This is a genomic window from Aeromonas sp. R2-3, from assembly GCF_040908375.1.
Lineage (GTDB): Bacteria > Pseudomonadota > Gammaproteobacteria > Enterobacterales > Aeromonadaceae > Aeromonas > Aeromonas veronii.
In genome coordinates, this window is sequence record NZ_JBFODP010000008.1 from 1 (window position 1) to 24,012 (window position 24,012).

A 24,012-nucleotide genomic window follows, 5' to 3' on the forward strand; every position below is an offset into this window, starting at 1 on the left:
AGCGGCTACTGAGGCGCAGATCACCTCGTTGTCAGCTGACAATCGCTGCCAGCCAGCAGCTTGGTTTCCATTTCTCGATACCGATAATGCGGTTTGCAGCGGCTACTGAGGCGCAGATCACCTCGTTGTCAGCTGACAATCGCTGCCAGCCAGCAGCTTGGTTTCCATTTCTCGATACCGATAATGCGGTTTCCAGCGACTACTGAGGCGCAGATCACCTCGTTGTCAACTGACAATCGCTGCCAGCCAGCAGCTTGGTTTCCATTTCACGATACTTATAATGCAGATGACTGCGGGCACTGATGTACTGATCACTCCGTTGTCAGCTGACAATCGCCATCGCTGGACAAGCCGAGTTCCATTTCACGCTACCGATAATCCATCTGCCAGAAAGCACCGAGCCAAAGATCGGCCAGCAGCCAGGCTGATAGCTATCTTAGCAGGCGTTACGCCGCAGTTCCCGATAGACAGTGGAACGATAACACCAATGGAGTGAGCCATGGCGGCAACGGATATCCTTTGCCGATATCTGGTATCGTTGCCCTTCAGTCACCTGCTGATAACTCATGGTGATACTGCTTCTACTTTGGCGAGCTGAAGCGTACCACCGTCAGCAGTTGACTACCTCTCACCGCTTAACCATGAGTGTCGCACTTATTATCTGAATTCCCGGGCTGCCTTGAAAAAATGCCTGAGGGTGGTAGAAATACCCGCTATCAGATCAAAATTTCTCTGTAACCGTTTTCGCCATCCGTACCGGTAAAATCAATTTAAATATGACCATTTATTGCGGTCAAAAAATGAGCAATCACGCCATTGATATAGCTATCATAAAAACTAAAATTACGAACCTAGAAATTTACTCATAAATAATTTTTTAGAAATCAATAATTATTTCATTGGGAGGGTTGATATCATTTTTATAATTTGCAATAATTAAAACAAGATTATTGATTTAGACTTTTCCTTGTGGCTTAACATCAATATTTATGACAGATTACATTTAAATTATTATGTTCTGGATAATTTTCCTTACCAGCTATATTTAGGTGGCTACTTATCTGGTCTTATTGATCACAGATAGGCACAAAAACACTAATAACAACTATAAGAAGGTGTTTATGATAAAAAGGCAAAAATGGGGTAGACCCCCAAAAATAGACTCGGACAAACGCATCCTGCGAGTTCGAGTTTCGTTTACAGCGGACGAATATCAGAAATTACAGGCACGATGCCATGCATCCGGGGTAGCTAAAATTAGCGAACTCGTTCGCGCAATTGCACTCAACGAGAAACACATAGACTCGGAACCAGCTATCCGTCATGTAGAATTGATCCATTGGTTAGCTCAGCTAAATAGGCTGACGGCAGATATCAACGAATTCATTTTGGAGTGTAGACTCCATTTACATTCTGATGAAGTCAAAAATAATCACTCCAAAAATGTTTTGATCCTCCAGAAAATCCAATCCGTCTATAAATTACTGATAAATATTTCAGGCGTAGCACATGCGGAGGGCAAACATGATCGGTGAGGTTTTTGATCTGACGCCAGGTTTTTCTGGGAGACTAAATTATATATTCAGGAATTCTCCATTTAAAAATCCTAACAACAAAAAGAAAGACCATAAAAAACAGGCCACAGCACAGATAAATTATCTTGGCGGAAATGTATTCAGCTACCCAGAGTTGGCGCTCACTGAAAGCGGTAAAAATTATAATGTCAGTGGGCTGCTCACAGAACTAGAGCAGCAGGCGAATTTGTATTTGGGTTCTGGAGAAATGAAATGTGCGCATTATTCAATTTCGTTACCTGCTGGTGATAGCCTCAGCCCATATCACTGGTTCGTGTCAGCTCGAATTTTCATGGATCGGATGGGATATGGAAATGACACGAAATGGACCTCTGTAATACACAATGACGCTCATTGCCAACATATCCATATCGTTGCATGTCGCGTAAAACTAGATCGCACTCTAGTCAATACCTACAACGATTATGACCGTTGCATACAGGCGGTGCGAGATATAGAAAAAATTCTTGGCCTCGTTGAACAAAAAAATCCCGATGAAAACTGGGGAATTGAATATTCTATCACAGACATGAAAACCGGCATTGGTAGAGGAACATTGTCAGCCCAGCAAGATCCAAAAAATCTTATAAGATCTGTTTTAGATAGAGTGTTTGAATGTAGACCGAGCACCATCTCAGGACTCGTAAAAAAATTGCGGGGCTATAATGTGATGGTTGCCGTGCGTAGAAAAAATGGTGTCCCAACAGGCATTATGTACAGTGTTGATGGACTGATATGGATTTCAGGAACGCATGTTAAACGCCGCCGTGCGGCTTGGGGCAGGCTACTAGAACAGGGTATTACATACTCACCAACTAGAGATGATAAAATTTTAGAGTTACGTACTCACAATTTAGAGGAACAAAAAATAAAAATTGAACTTCAAAAATACAATAAAATTTCACCAGAGCCAAATTTACATTTAAAACAAACCATCCCTATAGCATCAAAGGTTAGTTTAAATGAAAGAAAACATAACCAAAAATCACTAACATCTAAATGTGACACTTATATAGAAAATTTCATAGCATTGGTTCGCTGTACTCAAAAGCAATATAAGAAAATTATAGGTAGGGTTAAGTCATACATATACAGGGATAAACGATTTAACGCTCATAGCCTGCTACAACTGAATTTTTCATGTGAATGGAAAGAAAAACCTTCCGATTCAGTGATTGAGGAGTTCTTAGCCGCGATAACGGCTGCATTAAAACGTATATTCAAGAATGGTTTTGAGTCAGTTAATCACGGATTGGAACCAAATCTACCCGATGGGTACGTTATGGATGCAGAGACACAGGCGCCAAACATCGTTGTGATTACATCATCCAATCAGGAGAAGTTAGTCACGTCAATTCACAACGCTAACAAATGGATTGATGATTGGACTGGAAGAACCATCCCAAATGGCATTGAGTTATTAAAGATAAAATAATAAAAACAATAAATTATGAGGTTAGTTATATGGCAATAGCAAGATTGAATTCAAATTTAAAAACAATCACATTCAGTACAACAATCAGCATTCAAGAAAATTTAGAACTCAAGGACGGAACCATTAGGTCAATATATAAATCCAAACATGAGCACCTTGGCACTGTTGATATAAACTCTGATTACTCACTCATTTCAAGTCTAACACAGGATGAAGTGATAAAATTTACCGAATGGGCTAAACAGCAACAAAATGACGTTAAAAATTCCTATCTCGCGAATCATGCCAGAGGGTTTTGGGGTGGTTATCCCGTTATAAAAAGATCAGTTTCCGATGATGAAAAATATCGCGATGAATTTGGGTTTATTCAAAATAGACGTATAGGTGAGTTCATAGGTGTTATTGCTGATCCGATAAAAATAAACCACCTCCCCTCGACATCAGAACATGGTAATTCATTAAATTTCCACCTTATACGTAAGGATGGGACACTGGTCGACATGCTAAGTCCGTTGTGTGATGAAATTATCAGATCTCACAAAAAAACAAAATTAAACATTGAGGAAGCTAAGAATATTTTCCAGGGATTGAAACCCATTACCTACCTGATAACTGAGGTTATTGGATTTAAACAATCCGACCTAGAAAAAAAACTACCTCCTGGTTACAGAGCAAAAACTGTATCATTGTTAAAAAATAAAACTAACGGTAAGTTTGGATAGTAAATACCGATAACAGGTCTGTCTAAAAACTAAAAAAATGATGAACAACGGATTGTATGTACGCAGGCATATTAAAATAATAGTATTTTATTATACTGGCATCCTGCCGTTGACTAACGGCAATTTAAAAAATTCTACACTGTGGGCATAGCGTCAAAACTTGCCCACTATTCAGCTGACAGACGGCGATTGTTAGGGAAGGTGCGAACAAGTCCCTGATATGAGATCATGTTTGTCATCTGGAGCCATGAAAAAGGGTTCATCATGAGTCATCAGCTCACCTTCGCCGACAGTGAATTCAGCAGTAAGCGCCGTCAGACCAGAAAAGAGATTTTCTTGTCCCGCATGGAGCAGATTCTGCCATGGCAAAACATGGTGGAAGTCATCGAGCCGTTTTATCCCAAGGCTGGTAATGGCCGGCGACCTTATCCGCTGGAAACCATGCTACGCATTCACTGCATGCAGCATTGGTACAACCTGAGCGATGGCGCGATGGAAGATGCTCTGTACGAAATCGCCTCCATGCGTCTGTTTGCCCGGTTATCCCTGGATAGCGCCTTGCCGGACCGCACCACCATCATGAATTTCCGCCACCTGCTGGAGCAGCATCAACTGGCCCGCCAATTGTTCAAGACCATCAATCGCTGGCTGGCCGAAGCAGGCGTCATGATGACTCAAGGCACCTTGGTCGATGCCACCATCATTGAGGCACCCACCTTGGCTTCAATTCCAGAGCCTATTCAACGTGCTGTAGGGGGTTATCCTTGCACACCTTTCCCTGTTGGTCAGCCTGCTCCTATGCATCCTCTAAAGCCCAATGAGCTCGCCTGGGGAGTGGTCATATCTCTAAATCCGATTTAACTGAATAAACTGATGCGTTTTTATACATAGAACCATTTGTGGATAGGATAGAGATGGCAAGAATCCTGATGACTCCCGCCCTTGATGGCCACGGTCATATCTACGATTCTCGAGAATGTCAAACTGTCTCTGACCAAGTGGTTTCTGGGAAAGCCGCGTGAAAAGATTTAACGGTATCAACGTTATTTTAAGCCTAACCGTTTAGCCAGTTTATGTAAATTACTTGGGTCAAGAACTAACCGACGAGCCACATTAGCCCAATTGCCCTGACAGGCATCCAAAGTCTGACTTATAACCTTACGCTGATAACCATCCACGGCAATCTTTAGCGATACAGTCTGTTCATCATGCGAAACCTGTGACAACAGTATATGTTCGGTTTTTGTCGAACAAATCGCGTTGGCATCCAATGCCAGATGCTCTGGTTCCAATGTGACAATTTCTGTTCTGACAGCTCCCCGACTGAGTGCACGCAAAGCAGCCCGGCTGATCACATGCTCTAGTTCGCGTACATTGCCCGGCCAGTCATAAGTAAACAAAGCCTGTTCTGCTTCGCGTGATAATCGCAGGCTACGAAAACCAAGACGGGCACGGTTTAGCTCTAGAAAATTCCCTGCCAGTAATAACACATCGTTATCACGCTTCCGCAGTGGAGGGATCGGCACTGGATAAACCGACAACCGATGGTACAAATCAGCCCGGAATTGCCCTTCTCTTACCTGCTCATGCAACTGTCGATTGGTTGCCGCAATGATCCGAACATCGACTTTCTGCTGCTGATCTGTACCGAGTCGTTGGATCTCGCCATTCTGTAACGTGCGTAGCAATTTAGCCTGCACAGTCAGTGGTAATTCACCAACCTCATCGAGAAAAAGCGTACCGCCATGTGCTGCTTCAAATCGACCGGGGCGATCGCTTATCGCACCAGAAAATGCACCTTTAACATGACCAAACAGTTCACTTTCCGCGAGTGACTCTGGTAATGCCGCACAATTGACATGGATCAGCGGTGCAATATGTCGTGGTGATTTACTGTGTAAGCGGCGAGCAAATAGCTCTTTTCCTACACCAGTCTCGCCCAGCAACAACACGGGAAGTTCGGAATCTGCTACCACATCCAGCTCATGCAATAACTTCAGCAAAATCGCACTTTGCCCAATGATTTCACCATCACTAGTATTTTGTTCACCCAGCAATAACGCTTCTGATGCTCGATTACCAACTCGTAACGCTAGAATCTCTTCTTCTAAACGGCTCATACGTATCACCACTTCAGTCAGAGAAGCACTGTGCGTTAATTTATCAACTGCTTCATCGTCAAAAACAAAACCCTCAAAAGCATCTAGCGTTAATGCGCCCCACAATTGCCCTCCTAGATAGAGGCTGATCCCCATGCAATCATGTACGGGTAATGGCAGCCCACGTTGTGAGTCCAGTAAACCATCATATGGATCAGGTAACAGACTTTCCGGTTCAAATCGCACTGCTGAACGACTGGATAAAATAGTGGCCAGACGAGGGTGCTGTGCCACGACAAAACGGCGCCCCAATGTTTCATGCACTAAGCCATCCACTGCCACAGGACAAAGGCAATCACCATCCAATTTCAATAAACCAACTGCACTACAACCAAAATTAGTTCGAATCGCGGAAACCAGCCGCTCCTGTCGAACGGAACGCGGTAGTTCAGTAGTGAGATCAAGTAACAATGATGTTTCAAACATGGTATTTATTACCAGAAATGGTTTTTTTAACCCTATCAGGAGATGGTAAAAAACACCACAAAAATATATAATCCATATATTTCAATGTGTTAGATATGGCATGATTTATGCTTTTACTTATCGAGATAAAATTACTCTATTATTTATCAAGGAGCGCTTTCATGGTCTTACTCGAACAAACTATTGCCAATATTGCTTGTGAAATTCCTGGTGCAACACGAGTATTCCACAAATTTAAACTAGATTTTTGCTGCGGTGGTCAACAACCGTTAAAAGATGCCATCGCTCACCGTAACCTCGATGCCACGCTGGTTATTACTGAATTAGAGCAAGTACAACAGTTACCAAGCCACGAAATTGATTGGCGTACTGCAACACCTTCTGCGCTAATTGATTTTATCCTGGAACGCTTCCATGCTCAGCATCGAATTCAATTACCAGAACTGATCCGCCTTACAAATCGAGTGGAACATGTCCATGCGGATAAAATAGGCTGTCCGTTAGGTCTGGGGGCTCATCTGGTTGATATGCTGCGGGAGCTGGAAGGTCACATGCAGAAAGAAGAGCAGATCCTATTCCCTATGCTGAAAAAGGGTCTTAACAACTCAGTACAAGGCCCAATTGCTATGATGCGTATTGAACATGAACAGCATGGTGAATGTTTGGACGAAATAATGCACCTGACCAATGACATTACGCCTCCGGTAGACGCTTGCGTGACATGGCGTGCACTCTATACCGGCCTGACACAATTGCGAGAAGACCTGATGCAACATATTCATTTGGAAAATAATATTTTATTCGCAAACGCCACCACCAATTAATGACCAGTCATCTATTATTCTCGGGGATATCTGCATATCCCCGTGGATTTGGTAGTCGCGTATTTTGGTTATGTTGACTTTGTGAGAAAATAAGAGAAAGCATTTGTTCAATGCATGTTCATCCATAATATCGAACTTAAAAATAGGTTTAATCGGAAACGAGAATTAAGGTTGGCAGCAAGAATCTCTTGTGGTCTCTTGTGGTAGTTATTGTTCATAAAGTAGGTAATGTTTACGATCCATCTTTTTTATCTATCAGTATCGCTCATAAACACACTTGCTTATATTGTCAACAAAAATATATATCTAATCAACTAATATGTTTATCACATTTGAATCCGTGCTGTATTAAAAATCACCCTACCTGGGCGGCTTCTGGATAGGCTGGAACCCATTTTTATTGTTTAGAACGCGCATAAATCACTTCATTTTATCTACGTTCCATAGTTTAATTGGCAACGTGAATGTTTTTAAATGCGCATTATTTTATTCGAGGTAACTTATGTTTGGCTTAAAGCTTAAACAACAATATCAGATCTTATCTGATGAAAATCAGATGCTAAAAGAAGAGATAGAGCAGTTACAATCCAGCTATAAGATAGCATGCGAAGAAAGTCAAGAAATTCAGATAAGGCTAAGGAATACACAATCTAGAGAGCGATTTTTCCTTGGAATGTTTACCAATATTGCAAATTTTGGGCAATCACTACATGGGCTCGGTGATTCTTTTTTGGGCCTAGCTGTACAGCTGAATCAACAAAAAATAACTGCTATTTCATCCTCTCGGGAATCAGAAACAAATCGTCTTGCTTTTCAGCAAATGGCTAACAATCTGCACACGATGTTTGAACAAATTACGGCAGCCTCAGAAAATGTGGCCTCGCTACATGAGCGCGCTAGTCAAATCAATGGTATTGTTCAATTAATAAAAGGTATTGCCGATCAAACAAATTTATTAGCGTTAAATGCAGCAATTGAAGCCGCCCGCGCTGGCGAACAAGGGCGCGGATTTGCTGTAGTGGCTGATGAGGTTAGAAGTCTGGCGGAGCGGACCAGCAAAGCGACAACAGAAATTGCTGGGTTGGTGAGCGAAATCCAGTCCGATACCCAACAGGCCAAAAACGTTATGGAACAAGGCGCCATCAATGCTCGTCGTTACAGTGCAGATAGTCTTTCTGCAACTAATGGCATGTCGCAATTAACGGAGCTTTCGCAAAATTTAGAGCAATCAATTACAGGAGCTTCGCTGCTTTCCAATGCGGAATTAGCCAATCTGGAAGAACTCAGTCTTAAATTAGAAGTGTATAAAGTATTAATGGGATTATCCAACCTAACTGCGGAGCAGCTTCCTGATTACACTGAGTGTCGACTCGGCCAGTGGTATTACGCTGGTGAAGGTAAAGCCAGTTTCTCTAAATCATCAGGTTATCGCGAGATGGAAAAACCACATCAAGCTGTACATGACAATGCCAGAAATGCGGTAGCTCGTTTCCATAGTGGCGATTACGATGGGGCACTTTCTGCTTTAGCTGCAATGGAGCAGGCAAATATAACGGTCATGAAGGGTATGAGCCATTTTCTAAAATTATAACTCTAACAACGATTCCTGATTACCCATGATTAGCAGTCACTCCGAACGGCGTTGCTTCCCAAATCAGTCGTAAAAACGTAGCTTCCCCAGCCCCAAGTGACCGTTACACTTGGGCTTTCTGACCGGCAGGCCAAGGTCGTCAGTTTGTTTATCACACTCACATACGCCATCACTTCCCCCACTTGGTCGTTGTAGTTTCGTTGACTGATTCTTCCCACCATCAGCTGTTTGAACCGGGACATCGCCGTCTCTACCAACGAGCGACGGAGATCTCGCCTGGATGCTCAAGCACAAGCTGCTGCAAGCGATGAAGGAGTCTGACGACAAGCATCCCATCAGCGGTATCATTCAACTCGATGATGTCTACTGGGGCAGTGAACGCCGTGGTGGCAAGCGGGGTTGTGGTACCGTTTGCAAGACACCTTTGTGGCGGCAGTGTCCCTGAAGAAGGAAAGAAATCCAATCAAAATGTGGATGACGGTGGTTGATGGGTTCAAAACTAAGACCATTGGCAAGTGGGCTAAACGACATCTTGCTAACGGGAGTGCCGTGATATCTGATGAGTTATCCCGTTTCAGGGCAGTCAAGGAAGCCAACTGTGAGTGCCTGAGTGTCGTCACTGGAGGCAACCTGGATTTACTGGAGCATCTTGCGTTCAACTGGGTAAGCACGATAATAGGGAATGTGCAGAACTCGCTGCGGAGCAGTTGCCATACGCTTGGAACCAAGCCTCTACCAAATCATCTGACGGAATGATGCTTCCGATTTAAGCATCGTTTTGGCATCAAGAGCATGCTGGTTGAATTGAACCACACGATAGAGGAAATCCATCTGATACCATATCGGGAAGATCATGGGTAATCGGATAGGTGGTACCCCATATCTATAGCCACGTATGAATAATACATACCGATAAATTTGAGGAGCAACCTCTTATAGAAGAGTTAATAACTGTGCGATTTCAAAAACAAGCCTATCCGCTTCATCAGAATCAAAATCTGTTTTCTGAAGTTTTTTGACTCCATGCTCATTCAATAAGACATGATTTGTAGGAGTGAGATTGTGAATAGCCAAACAACTTTTGACACATTGTAAAGGACATCCATCGATAGCAATGATCGATCTACCAGACTTTGCTATACGGACTAAATGCTTTACGTTTCCACCAACACCTGCAATGCAGGACATTTCTGCATCACCTCGTTTATCTAGCTGAATAGCCATATAGTTTGCCATCTGCGCTGCACTTGAACAACCAGAGCATGAATAAACCAATGGTAAAGAACGTAAACATTCACTCATAAAACATCCTTTAAAAATCATAGTCCCATGAAGATGCCCTTAATAAATAGGGCATCTGCGAAATCAATTATCAAATTTAAAGTTTCTACCAATAGCGCTGGTAATTCCGTGGTAACTCCTGAAATTATAAATCAGAGGGCTCCACAAATCCGCGTCAATAACGTCATCTTTTTTAAGTAAAGATGCATCTGCATGCACATGAGTGGCTCGCAATTCAACGATAGCAAAATTATTGCGCTTTGTTATATGTTCAACTACACACTCGACCTGAATTAAACATTCTTGGATACGAGATGGTTTAACGGTACAGGACGCCAGCTCTGTAAATCCACCAAGAGCAAATTTATTACCACAATAACTGAAACCTATCTTTTCAGATGGGACAGGATCCTTTCCGGTCAATTTGGCAATAGATTCAATTCTATCCGAAAGGTTGTCTGATGCAACATTCAATACGACTTCTGGACAATTCTCAATGTTTTCGATAGCCTTTGAATTTAGACTGAGGCCGATGACAATATTATTCGAAAGAGACCAACTCGATGATATTGGTGTAATGTTAGTTGTATCAGTATCATCGATGGTACTCAGTAGAATTACGGTGTTTCCCCAATAAAGTGATTTTGGGTGAACTTGCTTATGCATTGCCATCTCCTTTGTAACAGAAACACTACAAATTATATATCACAATGTGATATAATTGAACTTATTGTATTTCACCTAAGAAGTCAACAACCGAGTAAGCTATGTTAACAAAAGCTCAATTTGAGGCACTTTCTGAGTTTCGCTATCAGTTAAAGCGTTTTCTTCACTTCAGTGAAACTGCGGCCAAGGAGCTCGGGCTCACACCATTACAGTATTTATCCCTCCTGCACATTCAAGGATACCCAGGGCGCAACTGGGCAAGCGTGGGTGAACTAGCGGAAAGGTTACAAATGAGTCATCACGCTACCGTAGCTTTACTTACGCGATGTGAGGAGTTGGATCTCGTTGAACGGCGGAAAAATGAAAATGACAAGCGCAAAGTAGATGTGCATCTAACAGATAAAGGGAGAGAATATTTACAGCAATTGGCACAGCAGCATAAAACAGAATTGCAATCGCTTCAAAATACTTTCCAAGTGGCACGTATTACAGCACTGAATGAAAACTATGATGCTGACCAATAAAAACCTTATTTACTAAAAGTATGAGCAAGTGAATTGCTCATACTTAATGGTCAGAATACTCTAGTCATAATTCACATTGAACTGTTTACAATAAAATATGACTTGTGAATATATTTTTTCGTGGTCTTCAAAAAGAATTAAGTCAATAGTTTCGTTATCAGGAAGTATATGTAGCACTCTAGAGCCAGGCTTGCTTTCAATTAACTTAATTAAAGATATTTGGCGCCATGAGAAAAAAAGGTGTTTTTTATGGCAATGAAACTCAATGCCACTGAAACTCAATTCTAATTTTACTTTTCTTGCGATATAAATGTATCTTATATCTATTGCCGCCGTAATAATGAATATTAGCAATGAGAATAAAATTGTATTGCGATATAACTCTTCGGTTATTGGTAAACCAGTAACTTCAGATGCCAACAACAGCAGAGTTGGCCAGAAAATTGCAACAAAGAAAGGTTCGACTAACTTAGTCACAAACTGCTTATTTGATACGTGATATACCATACTACACCTGATAAATAGTAGTCGCAGTTTACACTGCGACTACTACCCTAATCATGTTACCGACGAGACCTTACGATCTGGATGCGTCTAGTTAAATATTCGAGCGGTACACTCCAAACGTGTACCAATCGACAGAATGGAAAGACAACAAACAAAGTCATACCTAAAATCATATGAATTTTGTAGATAAACGATACCCCTTCTAAATTTTTAGATGCCCCTGTTTGGAACGTTACAACATCTTGTGCCCAACTTACGAGCTTCATCATGACACTTCCATCAAGATGGAAAGCAGAAAATGGAATTGTCAGAAGACCAAGCGCTGCCTGGGAAACTAATAGCACTAAAATCAAAATATCCGCAGTCGATGATGTTGCTCTGATCCTTACGTTTGTCAGACGCCGCTTTAAGAGCAGATAACCACCGTACAACGTCATTGCACCAAAGATACCGCCAGCACACATCGCTATGAGTTGTTTTGATTGCAATGATAAGAATGACTCATATACCCAGTGAGGTGTCAGCAAGCCAAAAAAGTGGCCGAAGATGATACCAAGAATGCCAATGTGGAACAGTCCAGATGCCAGCCTCATATTCGAGTTATCAAGTAACTGGCTTGATCCTGCTCGCCAAGTGTACTGCCCATAATCGTAACGAACCCAACTACCAAGTAGAAAAATGGTAACTGCAATATATGGGTATATATCAAAGAAGAAGCTATGAATATAGTTCATTTGTTTGCCTCACCAATTTCAAGGTACTGTGGTACGACTGCATTCTTAAATCGGTTGCTATGAATCGATTGAATTGAACTGGGACATGATTCTCCTCCTAAAAACTTCACCTGCTCTTCCTCCCAAACAGCATCTAACGCAGCGGGTGTTGCATCATCAGCCTCTTTCATAACTTGTGTGCTTATAAGAGCGCTATCGTACTCTGTCATGGATAGATCAATTAGAACCCCAAATAGAACATGATATTTGCTTTCTCTTTTGAGTAGCCTCTCTTTAAGCAACCCCAAGATCGGAGTGATAAAACACAACCCCTCTATAATTTCAGCGTTATTTCTTGTTGAAAGGTATTCCAAGTAAACAGGAAGAAAATCCGGTAATTCTCTTTTGTTAAGAGAAAATCCTGCATCTTCATATTGCTTAAGCAGGTCTACCATTGCTTGTCCGCGATCACGCGACTCACCATGAACATGCTCAAAAAGAAGCAGAGAGGTGGAACGGCCACGGTCGAAGATATCACAATATATTTCTTGGAATGAAAGTAGAGAACGATCAAACGCATATGTTACAAAATCACATATTGATGATTTTTGTGCCGATGTCAGCTCATTACATTCAGCTATGCAATCAAAGATTTCATCCTTGTTTTCCCACAGATCAATATCTGGGTAGTCCAAGAGGATTGATATGATCTTTAAAGATTTCATTTTTTATCCTCACTTGGATTTGTAGATACATTAATGGCATTAATTCTCTGGCTATTAAACAGGTTGTACTTAGTGTCGCTACCTTTACAACCATCACCAAAGCTAAAGCCACACCCTTTAGCTTCAGGAAATGCTTCTCGTGCTAGCTCGCGATGACTGGAAGGAACTACAAAGCGGTCTTCATAGTTAGCTATAGCCAAATAACGATACATTTCCTGCGCTTGGTGTTCAGTTAAACCAACCTGCTCTAATGCGCTGGTATCCACCTTTTTATCTACAGTTTCAGCTCGCTTATAATGACGCATTGCCAACATACGATTCAGTGCACTCTTAACAGGTGCTATATCGCCAGCGGTCAACAGATTCGCCAAATACTGTAAAGGAATTCGCAAGCTAGAAATATCTGGTAGAACACCATCATCACCTAAATAGCCTGCATCTTTGGCTGATTGGATAGGGGAAAGAGGTGGTACATACCATACCATCGGTAACGTGCGATACTCTGGGTGTAATGGGAGTGCAAGCTTCCATTCCATCGCCATCTTGTACACAGGTGACTTCTGAGCAGCATCTAGAACATTTTGAGTGATGCCTTGCTTTAAGGCTTCTTCAATGATAGCAGGATCATGTGGATTTAAGAAAATCTCCAACTGCTTGTTGTATAAATCCTTGTCATTTTCAGTTGATGCTGCTTGCTCAATACGATCTGCATCATAAAGGATTACTCCCAGATATCTAATTCGTCCTACACATGTTTCAGAGCAGACGGTTGGTTGACCAGACTCAATTCTGGGGTAGCAGAAGATACATTTTTCAGATTTACCACTTTTCCAGTTAAAGTAAATCTTCTTGTAGGGGCAACCAGTAAGACACATACGCCAACCACGACATTTGTCTTGGTCAATAAGGACAATGCCATCTTCTTCACGTTTATATATTGCCCCACTAGGGCAAGTAGCCACACATGCAGGATTCAAGCAATGCTCACAAAGCCGAGGGAGATACATCATGAACGTATTTTCAAACTGTCCATACATCTCCTTTTGGATGTGGTTGAAATTGTAGTCTTGTGAACGCTTAGTGAATTCCCCGCCCAAGATTTCTTCCCAGTTTGGGCCATTGTTGATCTTGTCCATACGTTGACCAGTGATCAGTGAACGTGGACGTGCTATTGGCTGATGCGCACCTTGTTTAGCATTATGTAAATGCTCATAGTCAAAGGTGAAAGGCTCATAATAGTCATCAATAGTCGGCATGTCAGGGTTGTTAAAAATCTTGGCTAAAACGCCAATCCGGTTACCCATTCTTGGAACGATTTTTCCATTGATATTTCGAACCCAGCCACCCTTCCATTTATCCTGGTTTTCCCAATCGTTTGGATAGCCCACGCCTGGCTTGCTTTCTACGTTATTAAACCAGGCGTATTCCATTCCCTCGCGACTTGTCCATACGTTCTTACAAGTAACAGAGCAAGTATGACATCCGATGCATTTATCGAGGTTTAGCACCATTCCAATTTGCGCACGAATTTTCATTTTTACTTCTCCCCTGCCTTGTTACTGTACATATTGTCAGCCTGTGTATAGTCATTATTTTCGTCATCAAGCCATTTAACCTGATTCATGCGGCGGACGACAACAAACTCATCACGGTTAGAGCCCACTGTGCCATAATAGTTGAACCCATAAGCCTGATGTGCATATCCGCCAATCATATGAGTTGGTTTAGGGCAGACACGAGTAACGGAGTTATGAATCCCACCACGTTGTCCTGTTATTTCGGAGCCTGGAATATTCACCAGGCGCTCTTGAGCGTGATACATCATTACCATTCCAGCAGGGACGCGCTGACTCACCACTGCACGAGCAGTTAATGAACCATTGATATTAAATGCCTCTATCCAGTCGTTATCCTCAATTTTTAGATCTTTAGCATCATCTTCACTTATCCAAACAATTGGCCCACCCCGAGACAGTGTAAGCATCAACAAGTTTTCGCTGTATGTTGAGTGGATACCCCATTTCTGGTGCGGAGTGATCCAGTTCAGAGCTTTCTCTTTGTTACCGTTACCCTTCTTACCCATAATATTTTTAATAGTCTGGGTATTGATTGGTGGTCGATATGAAATGAGACTTTCGCCAAAATCACGCATCCATTGGTGATCCTGATACAGCTGTTGACGACCAGTAATGGTTCGCCATGGAATTAGCTCATGAACGTTTGTATAACCTGCGTTATACGAGACATGCTCGTCTTCCAAACCAGACCATGTTGGGCTAGATATGATTTTTCTCGGCTGAGCCTGAATGTCACGGAAACGAATTTTTTCCTCTTCCTTGTTGATAGCAAGATGTGCATGTTCTCGGCCAGTCAGCTTACTTAATGCATTCCAAGCCTTAACAGCCACATGACCATTAGTCTCTGGGGCTAAAGTAAGAATTACTTCAGCCGCATCAATTGCAGTGTCAATCTTTGGCCGCCCAGCATTCGCGCCATCATGGTGTGTGTAGTTAAGTTTTTTAAGAAGGTCTACTTCGGTTTCTGTGTTCCAATTAATACCCTTGCCACCATTTCCTTGCTTATCAAGGAGTGGACCTAACGATGTAAATCTTGCGTAGGTGTTAGGATAATCGCGCTCAACGGTCATTATATGTGGTGCAGTTTTTCCTGGAATGAGATCACATTCACCCAATTTCCAGTCTTTTACTTCAAACGCTTGGGCTATTTCTGCTGGAGAGTCATGCTGCATTGGCAATGTAACCACATCGGTTTCAACGCCAAGATGTCCTTTACAGAGCTCAGAAAACGCTTTTGCAATTGCCTTATAAATTTCCCAGTCGGATTTTGCTTCCCAGGCTGGATCTACAGCTGCTGACAATGGATGGATGAATGGATGCATATCCGAGGTATTCATATCATCTTTTTCATACCAGGTTGCAGTAGGCAACACGATGTCTGAAAACAGACAGGTACTCGACATCCGAAAATCTAGAGTCACAACGAGATCAAGCTTGCCTTGGGTTGGGGTATCTTTCCAATCAACTTCAGATGGTTTGCTATCACTGAATGAGCCGAGATCTTTTCCTTGAATGCCATGTTCTGTGCCCAACAGGTACTTGAGCATGTATTCATGACCTTTACCTGAAGACCCAAGAAGATTTGATCTCCAAATAAACATATTGCGTGGATAATGATCTTCGGGACACTCAGCAGCAAAACGAATACTGCCGTCCTTCAGCGAGTTAACCGTGAACTCTACAGGGCTTACCCCAAGCGCTTTTGCCTGTTCAGCAATACTCAGTGGATTAGTATTCAGCTGAGGGCTTGAAGGAAGCCAACCCAGCCGCTCTGCTTTCACGTTCATATCAATGAGATGCTTACTATATTTACTTGCATCAGCTAAAGGTGAAAGCAATTCTTGGGCATCTAACTTCTCATATCGCCATTGACTAGAGTGGTTATAGAAGAAAGACGTCCCATTCATGTGGCGTGGAGGCTTTTGCCAATCTAGGCCAAATGCCAACGGTTGCCAGCCCGTCTGGGGACGAAGCTTCTCTTGCCCTACGTAGTGAGCCCATCCACCACCGCTCTGTCCTACGCAACCACAGAATACCAGCATGTTAATCAAACCACGGTAATTCATATCCATGTGATACCAGTGGTTCATGCCTGCACCAACGATGATCATTGAGCGCCCATGTGTTTTGGCTGCATTGTCAGCAAACTCACGAGCGATGCGGATAATCTCATCTTGTGGTACACCCGTTATTTTTTCTGCCCAAGCGGGTGAATATGCCTTCACTTCCTTATAGGTATGTGCGCTGCTAGGGTCATCAAACCCTCTTTCTACACCATAGTTAGCCACGGTGAGATCGTAGACGGTGGTCACAAATTCTTGGCTTCCATCTGCCAACACGATGGATTTAGCTGGAATTTTTCTTCTGATAACTTCTTCTAATTCAACAGGTGTGAAATGCTCACTTTCCAATCCACCAAAATATGGGAAAGCCACCTCAACTAAATGTTGAGGTTCCTTTATTCCAACAGACAAAGTGACTGGTGTCTTGGACTGCCCAGCGGTCTCTTCAAGATTCCACTTTCCATCCTCTCCCCATCTATAGCCAATCGACCCTTGTGGCGCGACCAGATCACCAGAAACCTCATCAATCGCTATGGTCTTCCATTCAGGGTTGTTCTGTTCACCTATGTTATTGACCAAATCTGATGCTCTCAGGAAGCGTCCTGCTTCATAGCTACCATCTGGTCGTTTGGTCAATCTGACCAACATCGGAAAATCGGTATATTTCCTTGCGTAACTAACAAAATATTCATTTTTATGTTGAACGTGGAACTCGTTCAAAATGACATGGCCCATAGCCAATGCTAACGCGCTGTCTGTACCTTGTTTGGGGTTAAGCCAGTGATCACAAAGCTTAGCTACTTCAGCATAATCTGGAGTTATGGCGACAGTTTTGGTGCCTTTGTATCTAACTTCAGTAAAGAAGTGAGCATCAGGAGTACGAGTCTGAGGAATATTTGAGCCCCAGGCTATGATGTATGAGGAGTTGTACCAATCTGCTGACTCTGGTACGTCTGTTTGCTCTCCCCAAGTCATCGGTGATGCGGGAGGAAGATCACAATACCAGTCATAGAAGCTAAGGCAAGAGCCACCGATGAGCGATAAATATCTTGCACCTGCGGCATAGGAAACCATAGACATCGCTGGAATTGGTGAGAAGCCAACAACGCGATCTGGGCCGTGCTCTTTTACGGTGTAAACGTTTGCCGCTCCAATGATCTCATTAACTTCATTCCAGGTGCTACGAACAAAACCGCCTCTACCTCGGGCAGCCTTATACTTTTTGGATACATTCTGATCGGAAGCAATCGCACCCCATGCTAGAACAGGGTCTTTGTGCTTACTTTTTGCGTCTCGCCAAAGCTCAATCAACGCTTTCCTGACCATTGGGTACTTCAGTCGATTGGCGCTGTACAGATACCACGAGTAGCTTGCCCCTCTTGGGCAGCCGCGAGGCTCATGGTTTGGGAGATCTGGCCTTGTCCTAGGGTAATCAGTTTGCTGCGTTTCCCATGTAACCAAGCCGTTTTTTACATAGATTTTCCAACTACATGAACCAGTACAGTTCACGCCATGTGTTGAGCGTACAATTTTGTCATGTTGCCAGCGGTCTCTGTAACCATCTTCCCAATCTCTGTTCGTATTGTACGTTTGGCCGTGTTCACCAGAAAACTTTTCACCTAATGTCTTTAAATAGTTAAACCTGTCAAGAAACTTGCTCATTTTACTGCTCCATATGCATATGCATTAATAGTAACATTCTATTTATTGAGTTCTTTTCCATATACAAACCATGTTATTAGCCCACAAATAACATAGAAGACTAAAAAAGCTTTCATCGCATTAATTGGTGTTCCGCTGAGAGCTATTGATAAGCCGAATGCGTTTGGAATAAAGAAACCACCAATTGCACCTATTGCTGAGATGAACCCTAATGCTGTTGCTGTATCATTTGCTGATTTTTTTAAGGCTTGAGCTTCTGAATCATATCGCTGTAGATTCCTTTTTATCATCATCCCCCTAAACAAAACGGCGATCATTTGAAATGTAGAACCACTCCCAACTCCTGCGCATGAGAACAAAGCCATAAAGACAGCTAGAAAATAGGTGAAGTTGCCATGCCCTGCATCTGATGGAAGAGTTGAAAACAAAACCGCAACTAACGTAGCCATTAAGCAAAAGCTAACAAAGGTGACTTTAACACCGCCAAGCTTATCTGATAAAACGCCACCAACTGGCCTCATCAATGCGCCGAATAATGGCCCTATGAAAGCATATTTCATTATTTCAATATCAGGGAATTGAGTTTTAGCGAGCATTGCAAACCCCGCAGAGAATCCAATGAATGAACCAAAGGCAGCCAAATATAAAACACTCATAATCCAAAGATGTTTTTGTTTTAACACTACCCATTGCTCTTTAAACGAGGCTTTGGGTGCTGCAATATCATTCATAAAATGCCACGCTGCAATACTCAATATCAATATTACTGGCATCCATATTAAGGGTGCATTGCTGAGCCATATTGATGCATCAGGATTTCCTTGACCTAAACCGAAAGGGCCAAAGATATTTACAGAAATTACGATAGGTACAAGCATCTGCATGACACTGACACCCAAGTTACCTAGCCCCCCATTTAAACCAAGAGCCTTTCCTTGTTGAGTTTTTGGATAAAACAAGCTGATGTTAGCCATACTAGATGCAAAGTTGGCACCACCAAACCCACATAACAAAGAGATTATTAGAAATGTTGAATACGGCGTTGTGGTGTCTTGCACTGCAATGGTCAACCATGACATAGGTATCATAAGCAACAAGGTACTGAATGCTGTCCATCTCCGGCCACCAAAAACTGGGATCACAAATGAGTAAGGAATCCGTCCTAAAGCTCCAGTAAGTGACGGGAGTGCAGTCAGCAGAAACAGCTGGTCTGTTGTAAAGGTGAAACCAGCTAAAGGCAAGTTCATTGCTACTACGCTGAATATCATCCACACAGAGAATGAGATCAGTAGACAAGGGATAGATATCAGTAGGTTTCTTCTGGCAATATGAGAACCATTCTCAATCCAAAAGCACTTGTCATCAGGATTCCAGTCAACGAGCGTTTTGCTGTTATTTCTTTTATTTGTGTGACTGTCTTCACATCCATCTTTGTATTTTTGATATATGGACATTTTGCTCACCGGTTAGTGTTGGGGTACACAATTTCCAATAAACAATTTAAATGGATATTTTTTATTGACTTAGATCAACTGAACATATGTATTACAAATGATGAATATTTCGATAACTACCTACTACAGGGGGGGGCGGGTTGAAATTAACCACAACAAAATCATGCACTTAGCTTCAACAAGACTTTCTTTATCATGAGCTGGCTAATGTCTGGAATATTGTAGGTATTTACTTTGAGGTATTTTTATTAGGGTATCTAAAAGGTATAAACATCAGTAGTGACAATCTTAGGAAGTGTCAAATTCGTGAACATACTATTGAAGTATTGGAAGAAACTGTCTATTACAATTTCTATAACGTCAATTATATGTACACTATGCCTCATATCTATATTTAATATGAGTGCATCGATTTATTTGTCATCAAGCATCCAAGGGAATGCATATGTGATAAATAGTATTGGTTCAATTAGAATGAAAGTCTATGCACTCCTCTCAGGAACACTGTCTGTTGATGAAAAAGTGCAAGCGGTTAATAGCGTTGAATCAATTCTGCATGATCCTTTTTTTATTAACACGGCTGAAAAGCACAACCTTAATAAAGAATACATACAACTCAACAGTTTGTGGGATCCAAAATTAAAAAACATTCTTTCCCACTTAAAATCTGGTGATGTAGCAACACCATTAAGCATTAACCGCTCTAAAGAGTTTATTAGTTTGCTACAGAAGATAATCAAAAGCATTGAGAACAAAACAGAATCTAAGATCGTAGTGATTAATGGCCTTCAAAAAGCATCTTCTTTAATTGTTATATTGTTTTCCTTCATCGCAATTTATAGCTTAAATAAGCGTTTCTTTAGACCGTGGTCAAAATTATTGTTAATGGCTAAAAACATTCAGCATGGTGATTTTAGTTCAAAATTTGATTCTGAATCACATGATTACCGCGATGAGATGTGGCAGCTTGGCAATGCATTAAACAATATGTCAGAGGTTGTTAAGCATACCTACAGCGATCTGGAACAGATGGTAGCTGAAAAAACGCATAAACTTAACTTGCAGAATTTGCATTTAGAATTCCTTTATCGCAGTTGTAGATTATTTCAAAATCAAGAATTCAACTGCAAAGTTTTAGCTCCTTTCATGAAAGAATTAATCGGATACACTGGGGCTGGAAAAATAAAAGTATATATTCATGATCCACATAAAAATTCGGTCAAACATTTATACACCTTTGGTGAGAACGTGAGGCCATTACATTGTGCCTCTATGCGTTGCTCACTATGTATTAATAATGCAGATGTCACATCCCCTATTGAGAGTGAATATAATAATAGGTTATGGAACATTGGAGATGCGCATAATGATTATGGTTACATAGAATTTTTCTTTTCAAATGAAGTCACTATATTACATGATACAGAACAATTAATATTTGCATTTTGCAACTTGCTGTCTCAATCCTTATCTCTTTACTACAAAGAGCAACAACAACAACAACTATTATTATTTAAAGAAAGAAACACAATTGCTCAAACACTTCATGATTCGATAGCACAGTCTTTATCATACTTAAAGATAAAGATTAGCCTTCTTCAAAGGGATCCAATCATCATTAGTTCTTCTCAGGTTGATAATGTTTCAGAGATGAGGTGTGAGTTAAATGAAGCTTACTCAAACATCAGAAAACTAATTTCTACTTTTAGAATTCCATATAAGAAAATCGAAACGTTAATTTTATTAAAAGATGCGATAGCAATATTTAATGACACATATGGTTTTAACATTAGGTTGGAATATAAAGATTTTTATGAAGACTATTCGCATGAGCAGGAAATACTCATACTGAACTTCTTCAATAAATTATTCGAATGTTTAAGGATAAGTATGCCTCCATCACGGATTGAGCTGCATATAAAATCCCTAGCTGAATATGTCATTATCATCCTGAAGGGTGAAGCTGAGTTCGAGGATTCAATATCGAGCTTAGTTGTTTTTCTAAAATCAGAAAATATTTCATTCATTAATGAACGGACGCAAGTGAAAATTGATCTTCACGTAGTTTGAGGAACACACATGGAAAAAGCTTTAACAACCAACGCAGATGTTTTTTCAATTTTACTAATTGATGATCATCCTGTCCTACGGAGCGGGATTAAGCAACTTTTACGTACAAATCCCTTTTTAACTATTGTAGCTGAAGCCAGTACAGGACAAGATGGTGTTCAGCTAGCATTAGATTATGAACCTGACTTAATTTTGTTAGATCTTAATATGCCTGAGTTTAGTGGTATAGACACATTAAAGTCATTACGAGCGCATAATGTATCTAGCAGAATCGTAATCTTCACAGTATCAGATTATGAAGATGATGTTTCGGATGCTATCCTTGCTGGAGCAGATGGTTATCTACTCAAAGACATGGAACCTGAAGACCTGATTAGCTCGATTGAACAGGCGTGCATGGGAAAGCTTGTGATAAGCCCAAAACTAACTGCAATCCTTATTGAAAGTATGCAGTCAAGAAGAAAAAACCGCCTTAAAGACAAAAATCTCCAAGTGTTAAGCCATCGCGAAATAGATGTTTTGAAATTTATTGCTCAAGGCTTGCCTAATAAGGTTATATCAAGACGTTTATTTATTTCTGAAGGAACAGTTAAAGTTCATGTAAAAAACATTCTTAAAAAATTAAATCTTCATTCAAGAATTGAAGTTGCAGTGTGGGTTCATAATGAGAAGATTATTTTCGACTAGTAGTGATAACTACTGCGTTATTTAATCATTTGCAGAAATAAAGCGTCACCGAAAAGTGGCGCTTTAATAGCTATCACTCTAATGTGAAAGGCCAGGAAGGATTCCCAATAGATAACGGCGCTGTTCTAATGGTGTGTTGCTTGTCCAAAAATCGAAAATCACATGAGCTAGCAATGGCATTAAGAGAAGTAAAACACACAACATTGCAAGCAGTTTCTTTGCTGAAACCTTTTTATTCGCAGTGCCAAAATGAATAGCATTAGCTTGTTTTGGGCATGCAGAGATACAAGTTAAACAGTTTGTACACTCAAGATTTCTGACTGATATAAGTTCATGAACCTGTATTCTTGATGGACATGCTCTACTGCATTTATCACAATCGTATCCCTTGCTTCGTAAACAGCTGCTGGAAGACCTGCGAATACGCAATGGTGTCAGAAGCCCCAGCAAGGAAAGCCATCCACCATAAGGGCATAGGTATCTACAGAAGCCTTGCTTGAAAAACATCGTGATACTTAATACCCAAACAAAAAAAATACCTGATATAAAGTTCAAGTTGAAAAAGAAGGCTCCCATTTTCATGTCAGCAGCTTGGTGATACTGGCTCATCAAGTACCCTGGCAGTGCAACATTTGGAACAGCAAGAATAACTATGAACATCAGAAATGATAGAACTAGAAATTTTTGAGATTTGAGCAGTAGGTCTAGCCATTTTGGCGGAGCCCACTCACCTGGTAGCAGCAAATTTCGAAAATGATGCAGCCATTCACCGACAACCCCAAGAGGGCAAAACCATGAGCAGAAGGCACGACCTAAAATGAGTCCAGATAAGGAAATAACCAAGACTGTGATTGTTGCAGCTGGATGGTGGTAATCAGTAATGCCCAAACTCAACAACGCCCGCAAGCCAAGACCGCCCGCTATAGGTAGAAAGCCATCTACGATATCAGGTCTAGACAGCCAAGGTAGGTCACCCTGGTGGAGTTGAAAAATATAAACACCATACTGTATTGTTACAAATCCCCACGATGTAACTAAGAAATATCTAACTAAACTACGAAGTTGTTGATCTCTTGAATCATAAAATGCGGATATTAATTTATATCTATAAAGCATGACAATAGCGACAGCAAACACGATTAAACTACTTAGTGGTGGCTTGGCTGCTACCGTCAACCATACAGCAGCGGTTAGCATCATGAACAGCTGCCAAGACCAGCCTGAACGCTCATGCCACTGGAACAACAACAGATACACCAAGCCACTCAGCATGGTTATGGTTTCAATCCCACTCATCTAGCCAACCCCCATCGCAAAAACAGCCAATCATAAACAACATTACAGTTGTTTAT

The 24,012-nt window shown here is 41.4% G+C and carries 17 protein-coding genes and 5 pseudogenes; 10 read left to right on the top strand and 12 right to left on the bottom strand.

What is annotated here, in order from left to right:
* Window positions 1-442: 442 nt before the first annotated feature.
* Window positions 443-568: pseudogene (locus tag AB5Z02_RS03140) on the bottom strand (IS30 family transposase); the annotation flags it as partial.
* Window positions 569-1,524: 956 nt separating this feature from the next.
* On the opposite strand from AB5Z02_RS03140, the gene AB5Z02_RS03145 reads away from it, so the two are divergent.
* The 3 genes and pseudogenes from AB5Z02_RS03145 to AB5Z02_RS03155 form a co-directional block, all read left to right on the top strand.
* Complete coding sequence (locus tag AB5Z02_RS03145) at window positions 1,525-3,009, top strand: relaxase/mobilization nuclease domain-containing protein (protein WP_157666808.1); 1,485 nt, start codon at window positions 1,525-1,527, stop codon at window positions 3,007-3,009.
* 29 nt (window positions 3,010-3,038) lie between these two features.
* On the top strand, window positions 3,039-3,731 hold the full coding sequence (locus AB5Z02_RS03150) for a hypothetical protein (RefSeq protein ID WP_152985410.1): 693 nt from the start codon (window positions 3,039-3,041) through the stop codon (window positions 3,729-3,731).
* Between the two features lie 264 nt (window positions 3,732-3,995).
* Window positions 3,996-4,448: pseudogene (locus AB5Z02_RS03155) on the top strand (IS5-like element IS5B family transposase); the annotation flags it as partial.
* A 326-nt stretch (window positions 4,449-4,774) separates the two neighbouring features.
* Here AB5Z02_RS03155 and norR read toward each other — a convergent pair.
* Window positions 4,775-6,316, bottom strand: a complete 1,542-nt coding sequence (gene norR, locus AB5Z02_RS03160; protein WP_042655827.1) for a nitric oxide reductase transcriptional regulator NorR — start codon at window positions 6,314-6,316, stop codon at window positions 4,775-4,777.
* A 161-nt stretch (window positions 6,317-6,477) separates the two neighbouring features.
* Between norR and ytfE the strand changes: the two genes are divergently transcribed.
* From ytfE to AB5Z02_RS03175, 3 genes and pseudogenes are all read left to right on the top strand, one after another.
* A complete protein-coding gene (gene ytfE, locus AB5Z02_RS03165; protein ID WP_017408664.1) occupies window positions 6,478-7,140 on the top strand; it encodes an iron-sulfur cluster repair protein YtfE in 663 nt (220 codons plus the stop codon).
* 820 nt (window positions 7,141-7,960) lie between these two features.
* Window positions 7,961-8,377 (top strand): annotated as a pseudogene (locus AB5Z02_RS03170) (methyl-accepting chemotaxis protein); the annotation flags it as partial.
* 63 nt (window positions 8,378-8,440) lie between these two features.
* Window positions 8,441-8,731 carry a CZB domain-containing protein gene (locus AB5Z02_RS03175; RefSeq protein ID WP_227656876.1) on the top strand — a complete coding sequence of 97 codons (291 nt, stop codon included), beginning with the start codon at window positions 8,441-8,443 and terminating at the stop codon, window positions 8,729-8,731.
* 131 nt (window positions 8,732-8,862) lie between these two features.
* Here the strand turns inward: AB5Z02_RS03175 and AB5Z02_RS03180 are convergent.
* Window positions 8,863-8,997, bottom strand: a pseudogene (locus AB5Z02_RS03180) (IS5/IS1182 family transposase); the annotation flags it as partial.
* 2 nt (window positions 8,998-8,999) lie between these two features.
* On the opposite strand from AB5Z02_RS03180, the pseudogene AB5Z02_RS03185 reads away from it, so the two are divergent.
* Window positions 9,000-9,592 (top strand): annotated as a pseudogene (locus AB5Z02_RS03185) (IS1595 family transposase); the annotation flags it as partial.
* A gap of 72 nt (window positions 9,593-9,664) precedes the next feature.
* Here AB5Z02_RS03185 and AB5Z02_RS03190 read toward each other — a convergent pair.
* A complete protein-coding gene (locus tag AB5Z02_RS03190) occupies window positions 9,665-10,033 on the bottom strand; it encodes a putative zinc-binding protein (protein WP_050555278.1) in 369 nt (122 codons plus the stop codon).
* Between the two features lie 63 nt (window positions 10,034-10,096).
* Window positions 10,097-10,678 (bottom strand): flavin reductase family protein, encoded by a 582-nt coding sequence (locus AB5Z02_RS03195; RefSeq protein ID WP_160320685.1) that lies wholly within the window; start codon window positions 10,676-10,678, stop codon window positions 10,097-10,099.
* A 101-nt stretch (window positions 10,679-10,779) separates the two neighbouring features.
* Between AB5Z02_RS03195 and AB5Z02_RS03200 the strand changes: the two genes are divergently transcribed.
* Window positions 10,780-11,202 carry a MarR family winged helix-turn-helix transcriptional regulator gene (locus tag AB5Z02_RS03200; protein WP_050555279.1) on the top strand — a complete coding sequence of 141 codons (423 nt, stop codon included), beginning with the start codon at window positions 10,780-10,782 and terminating at the stop codon, window positions 11,200-11,202.
* 60 nt (window positions 11,203-11,262) lie between these two features.
* Here AB5Z02_RS03200 and AB5Z02_RS03205 read toward each other — a convergent pair whose 3' ends face one another.
* The 6 genes from AB5Z02_RS03205 to AB5Z02_RS03230 form a co-directional block, all read right to left on the bottom strand.
* A complete protein-coding gene (locus tag AB5Z02_RS03205; RefSeq protein ID WP_127908189.1) occupies window positions 11,263-11,679 on the bottom strand; it encodes a hypothetical protein in 417 nt (138 codons plus the stop codon).
* Between the two features lie 86 nt (window positions 11,680-11,765).
* Window positions 11,766-12,443: a respiratory nitrate reductase subunit gamma gene (narI, locus tag AB5Z02_RS03210; protein ID WP_042084594.1), complete on the bottom strand. Its 678-nt coding sequence runs from the start codon at window positions 12,441-12,443 to the stop codon at window positions 11,766-11,768.
* Window positions 12,440-13,147: a nitrate reductase molybdenum cofactor assembly chaperone gene (gene narJ / locus AB5Z02_RS03215; protein ID WP_042024867.1), complete on the bottom strand. Its 708-nt coding sequence runs from the start codon at window positions 13,145-13,147 to the stop codon at window positions 12,440-12,442. Before narJ ends, narI begins: the two co-directional genes overlap by 4 nt.
* A complete protein-coding gene (gene narH, locus AB5Z02_RS03220; protein ID WP_042084597.1) occupies window positions 13,144-14,682 on the bottom strand; it encodes a nitrate reductase subunit beta in 1,539 nt (512 codons plus the stop codon). The genes narJ and narH overlap by 4 nt, the downstream gene beginning before the upstream one ends.
* Before the next feature lie 2 nt (window positions 14,683-14,684).
* Entirely contained in the window at window positions 14,685-18,449 is a 3,765-nt protein-coding gene (locus AB5Z02_RS03225) for a nitrate reductase subunit alpha (protein ID WP_042024866.1), read from the bottom strand.
* A 38-nt stretch (window positions 18,450-18,487) separates the two neighbouring features.
* Complete coding sequence (locus tag AB5Z02_RS03230; protein WP_058055685.1) at window positions 18,488-19,903, bottom strand: NarK family nitrate/nitrite MFS transporter; 1,416 nt, start codon at window positions 19,901-19,903, stop codon at window positions 18,488-18,490.
* A gap of 447 nt (window positions 19,904-20,350) precedes the next feature.
* Here AB5Z02_RS03230 and AB5Z02_RS03235 point away from each other — a divergent pair, with 447 nt between their 5' ends.
* Window positions 20,351-21,973 carry a histidine kinase gene (locus AB5Z02_RS03235; RefSeq protein ID WP_159143394.1) on the top strand — a complete coding sequence of 541 codons (1,623 nt, stop codon included), beginning with the start codon at window positions 20,351-20,353 and terminating at the stop codon, window positions 21,971-21,973.
* Window positions 21,974-21,982: 9 nt separating this feature from the next.
* Window positions 21,983-22,660, top strand: coding sequence for a two-component system response regulator NarL (narL, locus tag AB5Z02_RS03240; RefSeq protein ID WP_017408671.1), 678 nt, complete (start codon window positions 21,983-21,985; stop codon window positions 22,658-22,660).
* A 78-nt stretch (window positions 22,661-22,738) separates the two neighbouring features.
* On the opposite strand, the gene AB5Z02_RS03245 is transcribed toward narL, so the two are convergent.
* Entirely contained in the window at window positions 22,739-23,956 is a 1,218-nt protein-coding gene (locus AB5Z02_RS03245; protein ID WP_081043424.1) for a 4Fe-4S binding protein, read from the bottom strand.
* Window positions 23,957-24,012: the final 56 nt, after the last annotated feature.

What these genes read in the sequence shown, in the direction of transcription:
- narJ (WP_042024867.1), bottom strand. Translation starts at nt 13,147, where the DNA reads ATGAAATCTTTAAAGATCATATCAATCCTCTTGGACTACCCAGATATT.
- AB5Z02_RS03200 (WP_050555279.1), top strand. Translation starts at nt 10,780, where the DNA reads ATGTTAACAAAAGCTCAATTTGAGGCACTTTCTGAGTTTCGCTATCAG.
- AB5Z02_RS03145 (WP_157666808.1), top strand. Translation starts at nt 1,525, where the DNA reads ATGATCGGTGAGGTTTTTGATCTGACGCCAGGTTTTTCTGGGAGACTA.
- AB5Z02_RS03195 (WP_160320685.1), bottom strand. Translation starts at nt 10,678, where the DNA reads ATGCATAAGCAAGTTCACCCAAAATCACTTTATTGGGGAAACACCGTA.
- AB5Z02_RS03225 (WP_042024866.1), bottom strand. Translation starts at nt 18,449, where the DNA reads ATGAGCAAGTTTCTTGACAGGTTTAACTATTTAAAGACATTAGGTGAA.
- AB5Z02_RS03150 (WP_152985410.1), top strand. Translation starts at nt 3,039, where the DNA reads ATGGCAATAGCAAGATTGAATTCAAATTTAAAAACAATCACATTCAGT.
- AB5Z02_RS03230 (WP_058055685.1), bottom strand. Translation starts at nt 19,903, where the DNA reads ATGTCCATATATCAAAAATACAAAGATGGATGTGAAGACAGTCACACA.
- norR (WP_042655827.1), bottom strand. Translation starts at nt 6,316, where the DNA reads ATGTTTGAAACATCATTGTTACTTGATCTCACTACTGAACTACCGCGT.
- ytfE (WP_017408664.1), top strand. Translation starts at nt 6,478, where the DNA reads ATGGTCTTACTCGAACAAACTATTGCCAATATTGCTTGTGAAATTCCT.
- narL (WP_017408671.1), top strand. Translation starts at nt 21,983, where the DNA reads ATGGAAAAAGCTTTAACAACCAACGCAGATGTTTTTTCAATTTTACTA.
- AB5Z02_RS03245 (WP_081043424.1), bottom strand. Translation starts at nt 23,956, where the DNA reads ATGAGTGGGATTGAAACCATAACCATGCTGAGTGGCTTGGTGTATCTG.
- narH (WP_042084597.1), bottom strand. Translation starts at nt 14,682, where the DNA reads ATGAAAATTCGTGCGCAAATTGGAATGGTGCTAAACCTCGATAAATGC.
- narI (WP_042084594.1), bottom strand. Translation starts at nt 12,443, where the DNA reads ATGAACTATATTCATAGCTTCTTCTTTGATATATACCCATATATTGCA.
- AB5Z02_RS03190 (WP_050555278.1), bottom strand. Translation starts at nt 10,033, where the DNA reads ATGAGTGAATGTTTACGTTCTTTACCATTGGTTTATTCATGCTCTGGT.